Source organism: Undibacterium sp. TJN19, assembly GCF_049339485.1.
In the GTDB taxonomy this organism is placed as follows: domain Bacteria; phylum Pseudomonadota; class Gammaproteobacteria; order Burkholderiales; family Burkholderiaceae_D; genus Undibacterium.
The window spans coordinates 554123-568710 of the sequence record NZ_JBMPPL010000002.1 but is presented as its reverse complement, the minus strand read 5'-3'; the positions used below and the strand labels follow the sequence as shown (position 1 = coordinate 568710).

At 53.0% G+C, this 14588-nt stretch carries 14 protein-coding genes; 7 read left to right on the top strand and 7 right to left on the bottom strand.

The window, feature by feature from the left end; all coding sequences use genetic code 11:
* Positions 1 to 16: 16 nt before the first annotated feature.
* Genes kdpB through kdpE form a run of 4 tightly spaced genes read left to right on the top strand, consistent with a single transcriptional unit; the run spans position 17 to position 6106 of the window.
* A complete protein-coding gene (kdpB, locus tag ACO0LH_RS10815) occupies positions 17 to 2107 on the top strand; it encodes a potassium-transporting ATPase subunit KdpB (RefSeq protein ID WP_422941078.1) in 2091 nt (696 codons plus the stop codon).
* A 24-nt stretch (positions 2108 to 2131) separates the two neighbouring features.
* On the top strand, positions 2132 to 2704 hold the full coding sequence (gene kdpC, locus ACO0LH_RS10810) for a potassium-transporting ATPase subunit KdpC (RefSeq protein ID WP_422941077.1): 573 nt from the start codon (positions 2132 to 2134) through the stop codon (positions 2702 to 2704).
* A gap of 7 nt (positions 2705 to 2711) precedes the next feature.
* Complete coding sequence (locus ACO0LH_RS10805; protein WP_422941174.1) at positions 2712 to 5417, top strand: DUF4118 domain-containing protein; 2706 nt, start codon at positions 2712 to 2714, stop codon at positions 5415 to 5417.
* Entirely contained in the window at positions 5414 to 6106 is a 693-nt protein-coding gene (kdpE, locus tag ACO0LH_RS10800) for a two-component system response regulator KdpE (protein ID WP_422941076.1), read from the top strand. Before ACO0LH_RS10805 ends, kdpE begins: the two co-directional genes overlap by 4 nt.
* A 4-nt stretch (positions 6107 to 6110) precedes the next feature.
* Here the strand turns inward: kdpE and ACO0LH_RS10795 are convergent, their stop codons facing one another.
* From ACO0LH_RS10795 to ACO0LH_RS10780, 4 genes are all read right to left on the bottom strand, one after another.
* Positions 6111 to 6812, bottom strand: coding sequence for an SDR family NAD(P)-dependent oxidoreductase (locus ACO0LH_RS10795; RefSeq protein ID WP_422941075.1), 702 nt, complete (start codon positions 6810 to 6812; stop codon positions 6111 to 6113).
* Positions 6809 to 7054 carry a TIGR02450 family Trp-rich protein gene (locus ACO0LH_RS10790; protein ID WP_422941074.1) on the bottom strand — a complete coding sequence of 82 codons (246 nt, stop codon included), beginning with the start codon at positions 7052 to 7054 and terminating at the stop codon, positions 6809 to 6811. The genes ACO0LH_RS10795 and ACO0LH_RS10790 overlap by 4 nt, the downstream gene beginning before the upstream one ends.
* Before the next feature lie 42 nt (positions 7055 to 7096).
* Positions 7097 to 7762, bottom strand: a complete 666-nt coding sequence (gene can, locus ACO0LH_RS10785) for a carbonate dehydratase (RefSeq protein WP_422941073.1) — start codon at positions 7760 to 7762, stop codon at positions 7097 to 7099.
* A gap of 215 nt (positions 7763 to 7977) precedes the next feature.
* Entirely contained in the window at positions 7978 to 8679 is a 702-nt protein-coding gene (locus ACO0LH_RS10780; protein ID WP_422941072.1) for a glutathione S-transferase N-terminal domain-containing protein, read from the bottom strand.
* A gap of 232 nt (positions 8680 to 8911) precedes the next feature.
* Between ACO0LH_RS10780 and ACO0LH_RS10775 the strand changes: the two genes are divergently transcribed.
* The 3 genes from ACO0LH_RS10775 (at position 8912) to ACO0LH_RS10765 (ending at position 12446) form a co-directional block, all read left to right on the top strand.
* Positions 8912 to 11104, top strand: coding sequence for an NHL repeat-containing protein (locus tag ACO0LH_RS10775; protein WP_422941071.1), 2193 nt, complete (start codon positions 8912 to 8914; stop codon positions 11102 to 11104).
* Positions 11105 to 11145: 41 nt separating this feature from the next.
* Positions 11146 to 11862, top strand: coding sequence for a glutamine amidotransferase (locus ACO0LH_RS10770; RefSeq protein ID WP_422941070.1), 717 nt, complete (start codon positions 11146 to 11148; stop codon positions 11860 to 11862).
* A 71-nt stretch (positions 11863 to 11933) separates the two neighbouring features.
* Positions 11934 to 12446 (top strand): GAF domain-containing protein, encoded by a 513-nt coding sequence (locus tag ACO0LH_RS10765; protein WP_422941069.1) that lies wholly within the window; start codon positions 11934 to 11936, stop codon positions 12444 to 12446.
* 7 nt (positions 12447 to 12453) lie between these two features.
* On the opposite strand, the gene ACO0LH_RS10760 is transcribed toward ACO0LH_RS10765, so the two are convergent.
* Genes ACO0LH_RS10760 through ACO0LH_RS10750 form a run of 3 tightly spaced genes read right to left on the bottom strand, consistent with a single transcriptional unit; the run spans position 12454 to position 14580 of the window.
* Positions 12454 to 13266, bottom strand: a complete 813-nt coding sequence (locus ACO0LH_RS10760; RefSeq protein ID WP_422941068.1) for a TOBE domain-containing protein — start codon at positions 13264 to 13266, stop codon at positions 12454 to 12456.
* Between the two features lie 21 nt (positions 13267 to 13287).
* Positions 13288 to 13866: a molybdopterin-dependent oxidoreductase gene (locus ACO0LH_RS10755; protein ID WP_422941067.1), complete on the bottom strand. Its 579-nt coding sequence runs from the start codon at positions 13864 to 13866 to the stop codon at positions 13288 to 13290.
* A gap of 30 nt (positions 13867 to 13896) precedes the next feature.
* The gene (locus ACO0LH_RS10750) at positions 13897 to 14580 is read right to left on the bottom strand and encodes an ABC transporter ATP-binding protein (protein ID WP_422941066.1); all 684 of its coding nucleotides are present in this window, start codon (positions 14578 to 14580) and stop codon (positions 13897 to 13899) included.
* Between the last annotated feature and the right edge of the window lie 8 nt (positions 14581 to 14588).

Below are 14588 nucleotides of genomic sequence, written 5' to 3'. Positions count from 1 at the left end.
ATCACAGGAATAAAAAATGAGCCACAAAATCGATCAGTCCTTGCTGGATTCCAGCATACTCAAACCCGCCATCGTCGACGCTTTCCGCAAGTTGCAACCACAAATCCAGATGAAGAATCCGGTGATGTTTGTGGTCTATGTGGGCAGTATCCTGACGTCGGCACTGACCATCCAGGCCTATACCGGCCAGGGTGAAGCACCAGCCGGTTTCATCCTTGCCGTCAGCCTGTGGCTATGGTTTACCGTCTTGTTCGCCAACTTTGCCGAAGCGTTGGCAGAAGGCCGCAGCAAAGCGCAGGCAGCATCGCTGCGTAACGCCAAGCAAGACGTGAAAGCAAAAAAATTGCAGTCTGCCAGCCGTGCGGCCACCCGCATACTGGTCAACGGATCATCACTGCGCAAAGGTGACTTTGTGCTGGTCGAAGCCAATGACACCATCCCCGCTGATGGCGAGGTGGTTGAAGGCGTTGCCTCGGTGGATGAATCGGCCATTACCGGCGAATCAGCACCGGTGATACGCGAATCGGGTGGCGATTTCAGTGCCGTCACTGGCGGCACACGGGTCTTGTCTGACTGGATCATCATCAGGGTCAGTGTCAATCCCGGTGAAGCCTTTCTGGATCGCATGATTGCCATGGTGGAAGGCGCCAAGCGTCAGAAAACCCCGAACGAAATCGCACTGACCATCCTGTTGGTGGCGCTGACCATTATCTTCCTGCTGGCAACCGTCACCCTGCTGCCGTTCTCGCAATTCAGCGTGGAAGCCTCGGGTAGTGGACATGCCGTCAGCATCACCGTGCTGGTGGCCTTGCTGGTGTGCCTCATCCCCACTACCATAGGCGGTTTGCTGTCTGCGATTGGTGTGGCAGGCATGAGCCGCATGATGCAGGCAAATGTGATTGCCACATCTGGCCGCGCGGTCGAAGCCGCCGGTGACGTCGATGTTCTGTTACTCGATAAAACCGGCACGATCACCCTGGGTAACCGTCAGGCATCGTCTTTCTATCCTGCACCAGGCATCACGGCAGAGCAACTGGCCGATGCGGCACAATTGTCGTCACTGGCAGATGAAACACCGGAAGGCCGCAGCATCGTTGTACTGGCCAAACAAAAATACCAGTTACGTGAGCGTGATATCGCTGCATTGGGTGCACATTTCATACCATTTACAGCGCAGACCCGCATGAGCGGCGTTGATCTGCAACAAGCGGGCGCTGGCCAGGCAAGCCGCAAAATCCGCAAGGGTTCGGTCGATGCGATTCGTAAATACCTGAATGAAACTGGTGGCAATTTCCCGCAGGCGGTCACTGACATTGTCGACCAGGTCGCCCGTCAGGGCAGCACACCGCTGGTGGTGATTGATGACCAGCGTGTACTGGGTGTGATTGAACTGAAAGACATCGTCAAGGGCGGCATCAAGGAACGTTTTGCAGAATTACGCAAAATGGGTATCAAAACCATCATGATCACGGGCGACAACCGCCTGACGGCAGCGGCCATTGCCGCCGAAGCCGGTGTCGATGATTTCCTGGCTGAAGCAACACCGGAAGAAAAACTGAAACTTATACGTTCGCACCAGGCTGAAGGCAAGCTGGTGGCAATGACCGGTGACGGTACCAATGATGCCCCCGCACTGGCGCAGGCCGATGTGGCAGTAGCAATGAACAGTGGCACGCAGGCTGCCAAAGAAGCTGGCAATATGGTGGATCTGGATTCCAATCCCACCAAGCTGATCGAGATCGTTGAAATCGGCAAACAGATGTTGATGACACGCGGCTCGTTGACCACTTTCAGTATTGCCAATGACGTGGCGAAATACTTTGCGATTATCCCGGCGGCATTTGCCACCACTTATCCGCAATTGAATGCGCTCAACCTCATGCACCTGAGCAGCCCGGCCAGTGCGATCATGTCGGCAGTGATTTTCAACGCGCTGATCATCGTCTTCCTGATTCCGCTGGCATTGAAAGGTGTCAAATACCGCGCCCTTGGTGCTGCCGTGCTATTACGCCGCAACCTGCTGATTTATGGCCTCGGCGGTCTGATCGTGCCTTTCATCGGCATCAAATTGATCGACATCATCCTGACCCTGCTTGGTCTGGTTTAAACATACACGAGAGGAATAATCATCATGAACGTCATACGTCCCTTACTTGCTTCCTTCGTGCTATTGAGTGCGATCACCGGCGTGCTCTACCCGCTGGCCGTCACTGGCATAGGCAAGCTCGCTTTTAACGACAAGGTCAACGGCAGCCTGATAGAAAAAGATGGCAAGTTGCTGGGTTCCAGCCTGATAGGACAAAACTTCAGCGATCCCAAATACTTCTGGGGCAGACCATCGGCCAGCGGCACGTTTGCCTACAATGGCATGGCGTCAGGCGGCTCCAACCAGGGGCCGACCAACCCTGCCCTGAAAACTGCGATAGAAGACAGGATCAAAGCCCTGCGTGAAGCAGACCCCGGCAACACCAAAGCGGTGCCGGTTGACCTGGTCACCGCCTCGGGTAGTGGGCTGGACCCGCATATCAGCCCGGCAGCGGCCCAGTTCCAATTGCAAAGGGTCAGCAAGTTGCGCGGTCTGAAAGCAGAACAAGTGCAGATATTGCTGTCACAATATACAGAAGCGCCACAATTTGGTATTTTTGGCGAGGCGCGTGTCAATGTGCTGGAATTAAATCTCGCCCTCGATAAAATGAAAACCTGACATGACGATCAACCGCCCCGACCCAGATACCTTATTGGAAAAAATTCAGCGTGACGATGCCAGGCAGCAGCGTGGTCACCTGAAACTGTTCTTTGGTGCCTGCGCCGGGGTGGGTAAAACCTATGCCATGCTCAATGCCGCCCATGTGCAAAGGCAAAAAGGTGTAGATGTCCTGGTGGGTATCGTCGAAACGCATGGCCGCCAGGACACAATACAAATGAGCCAGCAGCTCGAAGTGCTGCCAGCACAACAAATTCGCTACAAAGACCGCATGCTGGCTGAATTTGACCTGGATGCAGCGCTGCAAAGGCAACCTGCACTGATACTGGTCGATGAACTTGCCCATTCCAATGTGGCTGGTTCGCGTCATGCCAAACGCTGGCAGGACGTGGAAGAATTATTGGCAGCCGGCATTGATGTCTACACCACGCTCAATGTCCAGCATCTGGAAAGCCTGAACGATGTCGTCGGCCAGATCACCGGCATACGCGTGTGGGAAACCGTGCCCGACAAAGTATTTGATATGGCAGATGAAATCACCCTGGTTGACCTGCCGCCAGATGAGCTATTACGTCGTCTGAAAGATGGCAAAGTGTATCTGGAACAGCAGGCCCAGCGCGCGGCCAAGAATTTTTTTCGCAAAGGTAACCTGATCGCCCTGCGTGAACTGGCCTTGCGCCGCACAGCCGACCAGGTCGACGTGCAGATGCGCGATTACCGCGCGGATCAATCCATCAACACTGTCTGGCAAGCCAAGGAAAGGCTACTGGTCTGCATAGGGCCAGACGCCAGCGCCAGCAAACTAGTACGCGGTGCAGCCAGGCTGGCTGCCAGCCTGCGCGCCGACTGGATAGCGGTATATGTGGAAACACCCAAATTACAGAACCTGAATAATGCCAGGCGCGAAGCCATATTGAAAACCCTGAAGCTGGCGCAGGAACTGGGGGCAGAAACTTCGACTCTGGCGGGCGACAGCCTGGCGACCCTGTTGCTCAGCTATGCGCGCAGCCGCAATGTGTCCAAGCTGGTGATAGGCAAATCGCTGCGGCCGATCTGGTCGCGCCTGCTGCGCAATAGCCTGGCTGATGAACTTGCCAATCGCAGCACGGATATCGACGTGGTCATGATAGGACATGACCTGGATAAAGCCACCGGGCAAATCACTGCCACCCCCAACAGCAACCACCTGGATCTCGATAAAAAAGACGCGACCGGCATCAGAGATTACCTGTGGACGACCGCTATCTGCCTGGCCACGACCTTGCTCAGCGCCGGCCTGACCCAGGTATTCGACCTGGCCAATGTCGTCATGCTGTATTTGCTGGCGGTGGTGTTCATCGCCATACGGTTTGGCCGTGGTGCATCGGTACTCGCCTCGTTTTTAAGTGTCGCCAGTTTTGATTTCTTCTTTGTGCCGCCGCGCTTTTCTTTCAGCGTCAGTGACAGTCAATACCTGTTCACTTTCATGATCATGCTGGCAGTATCGCTGATCATCAGTAACCTGATGTCCAACCTGCGCTTCCAGGCGCGTATCGCTGGTTACCGCGAACGCCGGGCCGATGCGCTGTACAACATGAGCAAGGCCTTGTCAGGTGCGCTGATGGTGGAACAGATCATAGAAATCAGCAGCGAACACCTGGCGCCGGTATTCCAGTCAAAAATTGCGCTGCTGCTGCCTGACAGCCATGAAAAAGTACGCCAGCCCCTGGTCGAAGTCAACCAGCAGACCACGCTGCATGAACTTGACACTGATGTTGCGCAATGGGTATATGAACATCACCAGCCTGCAGGCCTGGGAACCAATACCCTGCCTTCAAACGCCATCCTGTACCTGCCGCTGAAAGCACCCATGCGTACCCGTGGCGTTCTGGCGATAGCGCCAAATGACAAGCGCCAGATCTTCCAGCCAGAGCAGCAGCAATTGCTGGACACCTTTGCCGCACAGATTGCGCTGGCGCTGGAACGGGTACATTATGTCGATGTGGCACAGGATGCCCTGATCAATATAGAGGCTGAACGTTTGCGCAATTCTTTGTTATCTGCCATCTCGCATGATCTGCGTACACCGCTGACGGCCATTGTCGGCCTGGCCAGTACACTCAATCAACAGGCTGACCTGGCAGCGGACAAGCGTCACGAACTCAGTTCTGCCATCCATGAAGAAGCCTTGCGCATGAGCGGGCTGGTCGTTAATTTGCTGGACATGGCCAGGCTGCAATCGGGCAAAGTCATTTTGAACCTGCAATGGCAACCACTGGAAGAAGTGGTCGGCAGCGCCCTGCGTGCCAGCAGCCATGCCTTGCAGGGACATGCGGTGGAGACCCGCATACCGCATGATTTGCCACTGTTGTCATTTGATGCCGTGTTGATGGAAAGGGTATTAAGCAATCTGTTTGAAAATGCGGCCAAATATGGCAAGGGCAAGATCTGTGTATCTGCGACCAGGGCCGTTGATGAAGTCATCCTGAGTGTCAGTGATGATGGCCCGGGCTTGCCAGCGGGGATCAATATTTTTGAAAAATTCAGCCGTGGTGAAACCGAGGCAGCCAGCCCTGGCGTTGGTCTGGGCCTGGCCATCTGCGAAAGCATTATCCTCGCGCATGGCGGTAAAATATGGGCAGAGAACCGTCCTGAAGGTGGCGCGCAATTCAGCTTTTCACTGGCGATAGGCGATGCCCCGGTTTTACCCCTGATAGAAAACGAACTGGAATGAGCGACGCCAAAATTCACATCGTCCTGATCGAAGATGAAAAGCAGATCCGCCGCTTTTTGAATACGGCACTGGAAGCCGAAGATATGACTGTGTTTGAAGCCGAAACCGGCAAGCAAGGCCTGATTGCCTGCGCCACCCGCAAGCCGGATCTGCTGATCGTCGATCTCGGTCTGCCTGACATGAGTGGCCTGGATATCATACGTGAAGTACGCAGCTGGAGCGAAGTGCCCATCCTGGTTTTATCTGCACGTACGCAAGAGCATGAAAAAGTGGCAGCGCTTGATGCCGGTGCCGATGATTATCTGAGCAAACCCTTTGGTGCCGCCGAACTGATCGCCCGTATCCGCGCCCACCTGCGCCGCCGCCAGCCAAATACCGTGCAGGCTGATGCCGTCTTCACTTTTGGAAATGTCAGCGTCAATTTCGCATTGCGCACCGTCAGCCGCGGTGAGCAATCTGTGCACCTGAGCCCGATAGAATACCGCCTGCTGTCGGTGCTGGCGCGCAATGCCGGCAAGGTCATGACGCACCAGCAATTGCTGAAAGAAGTGTGGGGGCCGAATCACTCTGAAAGCAGCCACTACCTCAGAATCTATATGGCGAATCTGCGGCAAAAACTGGAACAGGAACCGGCCCAGCCCAAATATTTTTTAACTGAAACCGGTGTCGGCTACCGGCTGGTGACCTGAACCCTTACCAGGGTAATTGCTTGCCGTCATAAGTATAGAAATTACCCGACTGTTCAGGGCGCAGCTTATCAATCACTGCCAGCATTTCACTTGCAGCCAACGCTGGTGGCCGACCTATGCTGGCACCACGAAATGGGGCAGACAACCGGGTATCGACAGTCCCAGGGTGCAGGGCAAACAAGACAGTATTTACCTGGGTGCGTTTCAATTCTATCGCCGCAGTTTTGACCAGCATGTTCAAGGCAGCTTTAGACGCGCGATAGCTATACCAGCCACCAAGTCGATTATCTTCTATGCTGCCAACCTTGGCCGACAGCATTGCCATGACTGCCCGGTCTTTTGCAAGCAGGGGCGTGAAATAGCGTAGCAGCATGGCTGGGCCAAAGGTATTTGCCTGAAACGTTGCCTGCATCTGGGGAAAATACAAATCACCCAATTTTTTTTCAGGCATGAAGTCGGCAGTATGCAAAATGCCGGCTGCATTGATAATCAAATGAAATGGGCCGCGTGATGCCATGCATTGCGCAGCATTGGCGATGCTGGTCTCATCACTTAAATCCAGGCTGGGTGAAGAATTGCGGTGCAAGCCGTCCACCACGGCACAGTTTTCTTGCGCCTGCAAGGCGTCGACAAACGCAGCACCTATTCCACCTGAAGCACCAATGACCAGGGCTTTAAATCCATGCGGAAACGAGCCAAGCTTCATACCCAGCCCTGACGCCATTTGCTGCTGTCAGTCAATTCCTTCCAAGCGATACGACGCTTTTCCTTGCTATAAACGGCTTCCAGTTCGACAAATTCTATAGCGACATTTGCCTTGCTCTTTTCCGTTTCACTGGCGTCTTCAGGCTGAATAACTTCAGACACCAGGAAATGTTTTTGCCGGGCGACGACTTCGACGGCCGTCCATTTTGATAACAAAAGTTTTTTGGGATGAAGAGAATTCATTGTTGTTGCCATTTCTAAAAAAACGCAACTCGCCGGTATCATTCACTCATAGCGCGCCAGGCTGGTTTCGAGATGACTCGCCAGGGTTTCTGGTGAATTGACGGTCATGCCAAGTTCGCTCAGCAAACCATCACGCAGGCCATATACCCAGCCATGCACAGTCACAGACTGACCACGTTCCCATGCATCTTGCACTATCGTGGTACGACATACATTGACGACCTGTTCGATGACATTCAGTTCACACAGGCGTTCGCTGCGGTGTGTTTCAGACAAGGCTTCACCGAGATATTTTTCATGTTTCTGGTGGACATCCTGTACATGGCGCAGCCAGTTATCTGCCAGCCCGACACGGCGTTTGGTCATTGCTGCATGGACACCTGAACAACCATAATGACCACAAATAATCACATGCTTGACGCCCAGTACATCAATGGCGAATTGCAATACCGACAATGAGTTCAAATCACTGTGGACGACGACATTGGCGATATTACGGTGGACAAATAATTCACCAGGCAAGAGGCCCAGCAGTTCATTGGCTGGTACACGGCTGTCAGAGCAGCCTATCCATAAATATTCAGGGCTTTGCTGCGCGGCAAGTTTCTTGAAGAAATTGGCATCTTTGGCGCAAATATCTGCTGCCCAATTGCGATTGTTTTCAAATAATTGCTGCGGAGTCAGTCCTGTATTGCTTTGTTCGTTCATTCTCTGGCCCTTTATTCTAGACAGGCGAGATTCTACCTCAATGCAGGACACTGCACCTTGGCGGCTTTGATATATCGGTTATAGACGCAATGAATAGCGAGATAAACTTTCATCCATAAAGAAGAAAGCCTCACTGAACAGGAAAACAGGGGAACAGGGAAGCACAGTCCGTCACTTCCCTGCCAGATGCCAGCAGGCGCTGACTCAGATACTTTCTAGCGCGCAGGTATTGCCAGGCCTTTGATCACCGCAGGACGGGCCACAAATGCCGCCAGCGCACGTTGCACATGCGGGAAATCATTGATACCCACCAGATCAGCCGCTTCGTAAAAGCCGATCAGGTTGCGTACCCATGGGAAAGTTGCAATATCGGCGATGGTGTAGGTGTCACCCATGATCCATTGCCGGTCTGCCAGGCGCTGATTGAGCACGGCTAGCAGACGTTTTGATTCTGCCACATAGCGGTCACGCGGACGCTTGTCTTCGTATTCCTTGCCGGCAAATTTATGGAAGAAACCCAGCTGGCCAAACATCGGGCCTATGCCACCCATCTGGAACATCAGCCACTGTATGGTTTCATACCGCTCCGCTATATCCGCTGGTATGCATTTGCCGGTTTTGTCAGCCAGGTACAGCAGGATGGCGCCAGATTCAAACAAAGCCAGCGGCTTGCCGCCAGGGCCATCAGGATCAAGAATGGCAGGAATTTTATTGTTCGGGTTCAGCGACAAAAATTCTGGTGATGTCTGGTCGCTGGTTTCAAAACTGACAAAGTGCGGCTCATAAGGCAGGCCAATTTCTTCGAGCATGATGGATGCCTTGACGCCATTCGGGGTCGCCAGGGAATACAGTTGCAGGCGTTCAGGGTGTTGGGCAGGCCATTTTTTGGTGATGGGAAAATTCGACAGGTCGGACATAGCTATCCTTAAAAGGTTCGGAGGAGACTAGCACCCTGCTGCTCAAAGATGGCATCCAGAACACCGGCACTAATCTGTATTGCTAATGCAAGATGCTAATCGATTTACGGATTTCAAGAGCAGACCGCGGCTGGCAAGTCTCGCACGCCAGGATAGTCATTTCTCTTGCTACAAGATTTTCCATTTTCAGCTAAGCTTCGCGCTCGATATCATTTTTTGTATTCAGGCAAAAATGCCCAGGTTTTTTATCCGTCGCTGGAAATTATTACTCTTGCTTCTGCTATTGAGCATGGGGAGCATGGGCGTGATCTACTTCCTGATGAAAGCCCCGCCGGGTACAGAGCCATCGAATTTATTGGCGCGCATAGTCAAAAAGAAAATCAGCGGTACTTCGTTTGACTGGAAGGCCGAAGTCACTCTTTTTGCGGGTAATAACGCAGGCGATGGTGCAAGTGATAGTGGAATTGATGGTGCAGCTAGTTCCATCAACGTAAAACTCACTGACCCTTATGGTATTGCCGTGGATGCACAGGGCAATCTGTATGTGAGCGATGCGGCTGATAATAATCTGATACGCAAAATCAGCGTTGACGGACAGGTCAGCACTGTGGCCGGCTCCAGCGAGGGCTTTGCCGATGGCCAAGGTACGCTGGCCGCCTTCAACAGCCCTTCAGGCATGGCAATAGACAGTGCAGGCAATTTGCTGGTGGCCGATACCGGCAATCATGCCATACGCAAAATCAGCCCCGCTGGCCTGGTCAGCACACTGGCAGGCAACGGCAAACCCGGTGCGCGTGATGGTGCCGCCGCAAAAGCCCAGTTTAACGGCCCCATCGGCATTGCTGTCGACAAAACCGGCAATGTGTTTGTGGCAGACACCTACAATGACAGCATACGCAAGATCAGCCCGGATGGACAGGTCACCACGATCGCAGGTGGCTCCCAGGCTGGTTACCAGGATGGTGCAGCGCTGTCAGCCCTGTTTGACACACCTACTGGAATTGCCATCGATACAAAGGGAGATTTGCTGATCGCTGACAGCAAAAACGATGTCTTGCGGCGCTTGTCAAAAGAAGGTGTGGTGACGACCATCGTGCGTGCTGACTCCGATGAAAACAAGCCATTGATGCGTCGCCCTTACAGCGTCGCCATCACACCTGATAATTTTGCCTATGTAGGCGAAGCAGGCAACGGCCGTATCATACAAATTTCACCAGAAGGCAAAATGCGTGGCCTGACTGGTATCGATATTGATTTCCAGGTTGGCGACGAACGCAGCTTGCGTTTTTCCCAGCCCACAGGCATCGCGCTTGACGCGAAGGGTGCCGTATTTGTCAGCGACTCCGCAAGGCAGTTGATTGCCAAAATCAGCCCGCACATTGCCATTGCTGGTAAAAGTAACTCACCTGCTGCTGCCACCGTTGCGCAAACAATCACCCCGCTGGCAATCAAAAAACTGCCCTGGCCTGTCAAACCTCAGCAATCAGCTCATGAAGTGGTGGGCACCATGGGTGAAGTGCGCGGCAATTATGACGGTGAAAGCCGCGACCATTTTCATGCGGGCCTGGATGTGCAGGCCAATATGGGCACGCTGGTGTATGCCATCATCGATGAAAAAGTGCGCAGTCCTTTGAATACCTGGAGTTATGAAGGGTTAAGCGAAGGCATCAAGCTCGACAGCATGGCTTATATTCATATTCGGGTGGGACGCAGCATGAAAAATGTCTTGCTGGACGACACAAAATTTCAGGTATTGAACGACGCGGAAGGCAAACCCGCAGCCATGCGGGTAAGGCGCGGTACACGCTTTACAACGGGCGAAGCGCTGGGCAGCATCAATCGCATGTTCCATGTCCACCTCGAACATAGTCAGGCTGGTTTGAAGACCAACCCGCTGGCCTTGTCTTTCCCAGGTTTGATTGACACGGTAGCGCCAAAAATTGAAGAAATATCGATACTGGACCAGACCGGACAAAGCCTGAAGCAAAAGAAAAATACCCGCCTGCTGTTGTCGCGACAAACTGATTACACCATCGTCGTCGATGCCTATGACCAGGTGGACGGCAATGCCAAACGGCGACGCCTGGGTATTTACAAACTGGGCTACCAGGTATTGCATGCTGATGGCAGCCCCGTCGCCGGGGATGAAAATCCCCGGTTCAATATCGAATTCAATGCCTTGCCGCCCGACCGTGAATCAGTGCAACTGGCATATGCAGAAGACAGCGGCATTACCGTACATGGCAGCAAAAAGACGCGGTTTTTGTATGTTGCCACCAACAGCGTGCGTGACGGGCATGCGAGGAAAGGTGTCTGGAATCTCAGCCAGCTTGCCGCAGGTGATTATATTTTGCGCATTCATGCGCTGGATTTCTCCGGCAATGAAGCAATGCAAAATAGGGATTTGCCATTCAGGTTAGAATAGCCTGAAAATGAATATGCACTATCCGTGACAGGAAGCGAAGAATGAAAACTGCACTGGCCATTACCCACGTTGCCTATGAAGACCTGGGCTCATTAGCCCCGGCACTGACCAAAGCGGGCTTTGATATCAGGCTGATGGATGCCTGCACGAGTGATCTGCACGCCGTTGATGCGCTTGCACCTGATTTGCTGGTCATGCTGGGTGGGCCCATCGGTGTCTATGAACGCGAAGCCTACCCTTTCATTGATGCAGAAATTGAATTACTGCGCACGCGGCTGGCAGCTAAATTGCCAACGCTGGGCATATGCCTGGGTGCGCAATTGATGGCCGCAGCGCTGGGCGCCAGGGTGTATCCGGGCACACAGGGCAAGGAGCTTGGCTGGTCTGCCCTGCAGGCAGGTGCACATCATCAGGACCACCCCTGGTTTTCTGGTGTATTGATGGATGGCTTACCGGTATTGCACTGGCATGGCGATACCTTTGATTTACCCGCAGGTGCGGTCCAACTGGCGGCAACGCCGCAATATGCGCATCAGGCTTTTGCACTGGAAAACCATGCGCTGGCATTGCAGTTCCACCCTGAAGTAACACCGCAGGGTCTGGAATGCTGGTATGTGGGCAACGCCAGTGAATTGGCGCATGCTGGTATTGATGTCGTGAAATTACGGGCAGAAGGCCAGCGTTTCTGCCCTGCCATGCAGGAGGCTGCAAGCCGTTTCTGGGAGCAATGGCTGAACCATGTATTTGCAAAAAATTAGTACTTGATCAGATCATTTGAACAAGGCACAGTTTCTATCCCCTATCTTTCATCTTTTACCTGAGTCACTTCATGTTTTCAAATCCCACCGCCGAATTAAAACCAGACTATGCCAGCCTTGGCCATCAACTTGCCAGCGTACTCGAAGGTGAGCGCGACCTGACTGCCAATGCGGCACAGTTCTCTGCTTTTATTTACGAAACTGTCGCTGACCTGAACTGGGCGGGGTTTTACCTCGTCAAACCGGCAAAAAACCCAAAGGCTGATCAAGCTGCGCAAGAGTTGCTGGTTGGTCCCTTCCAGGGCAAAGTAGCTTGCGCCCGCATTGCATTTGGCCGTGGTGTTTGTGGTACAGCGGCGGCAGAACGCCGTACGGTGCTGGTGCCGGATGTGCATGCGTTTCCCGGCCATATCGCCTGTGACTCGGCATCCAATTCTGAAATCGTCATGCCGGTCATCAAAGACACACAGTTATTTGGTGTCTTTGATATCGACAGCCCCAGCCTCAACCGTTTCAGTGAAGAAGACCAGCTGGGTCTGGAGCAATTACTGGCTGTCTTTATCGCTGCGACTGATTTTAACTAGCGCTCAGTCATGCAGGCACGCCAAGAATGACGCTGGATGCCTTGAAAATGCCCGTCGCTTGCACACCAGGTGCAAGCGAGAGTGATGCACAGCTTTCATTCGTGATGATGGCTGCCAGTGAAGCACCACCGGCCATTTCAATGACGACTTCCGTATTTACCGCACCGGGCTGGATACGTGACACTGTGCCAGTCAGGCGGTTACGTGCTGACAGCTTCACACCGCTGTCGTCAGTCATGACGATGATGGAGGATGCCTTAATGAGGGCAAAAGCCTGGGCACCGGTTTTCAGTTCCAGTTCTTCTGCGCTTTCATGCGTGACGATGGCAACGATTTTTTGTCCGCCTGCGATTTCCAGTTCGACTTCATCATTGACTGCACCTGGCTTGACTTGCGTTACTTTGCCCATGTAGTGATTGCGTGCACTGGTTTTCATATTCATTTTCTTTATCAATAAAAAGTCATCGGCAATATTTTCTGCTTGCCGTCCAAGGTGGGCAATAAAATCACGGTGTTCTTTTTCTATGATCTTGAAATTGCGCACCAATTGTTCGCCACGACTGGTCAGGCGCGTACCGCCCCCGCCCTTGCCACCTGCCAGGCGCTCCACCAGAGGCTCGCCTGCAAGGTTGTTCATATTGTCGATGGCGTCCCAGGCAGCTTTATAACTCATTTTTATGGATTTGGCAGCCTGCGTGATAGAACCACATTCAGCAATTTGTGCCAACAGGGCAATGCGGCCCTGCCCGCCAAAGTTTTCACCATTGACAGTCATCCAGACTGAGCCTTGCAGTGCAATCGCGTTGTCTTTGTCATCCATGCTGTAGGCAATCCCTGGTTTTCAGTCTACAATTTTTTTGACTTCAACAGCCTGTAACCACTTTACATGCCGTGGGCCTGTACGCAGGTCTTTTGCCGAAATCATGGCAATGCGGCCTTCATCATCGGCCAGTACCTTGCCATCTTTTTCAAAGAAGACCAGTACACCTTCGCCAACCGGTGAATTGAATAACTCACTCCAGGAGAAAACCACCTTGTAACCATCGGTCGCGGTTGCGATGACGACGATTTTCTTCACGTCATTATGATCACGCGAGATGATCACGGCCTTGTCGAGTATATCGCGCAAGCGCACGCCTTTGAATTTTTCGAGCTTGCCAGCATTGGCACCAGACATCCTGGTAATGGCCTGTTCTTCTATCTGCTGCACCGGGAATTGACGTAAATCATCGACTTCCAGCACCAGCCTGTTTTCGACCGCACCTGATACGGTCAGGTTCTGGCTCATGTATTTTTTCGCATCCGCCTTGTCTTCATGCGCGCTTGCTGATAATGGATAAGCCAGCGACAGGCCGAGGCATGCAACAAATGCAGCAAGTGCAGCACATGCAGCAGTTTTGAAAAATTGTTGTAGTTTCATGCTCACTATGCTTTCTTTATGAAAGGAAGTTCAGGCGATTTCAGTTTGACTGGTCTGTATCGTGCCATCGCGCAGATACAAGATCTGGTCGCCAAATACCTGCGCGTCTTCTTCGTCATGGGTGATCAGTATCATGGGTATCTGCAAGGACCGTTGCAGGGCATCAAGCTCTTTGCGCATGCGCACGCGCAAGGCGGTGTCCAGTGCGGCAAACGGCTCATCCAGTAACAAAACTTTTGGCTCGGCGACGAGGGCGCGGGCCAGTGCGGTGCGCTGCTTTTGCCCACCTGACAATTCATGCGGGAATTGCTGCGCCAGCTCTTGCAGATGAAAAGCCTTGAGCCAGTAATCAAGCTTGTCACTGTGCATCTGTGGCGATGGATTTCGCCAGCCACCCACCAGGCCGAAAGCGATATTCTGGCGCACATTCAAATGGGGGAACAGTGCATAGTCTTGAAACAGGTAAGCGACATGGCGTAATTGTGGTGCCAGATTGATGGCCTTGCCGCTGTCAAACAGGCTGGTGCCGGCTACACGTATATGGCCTTTATCTGGCGTGATCAGACCGGCGATGGCTTTCAGGGTCAGGCTTTTCCCCGCACCGGATGCGCCTAATATGACAACGCGCTGGCTGTCTGAATTGAATTGTATATCCAGTGCAAACTGGCGCTTTGCTGAGTGCAGGGTCTTTTGTATATGAAGGTCGAATTGCATTTGTCCCG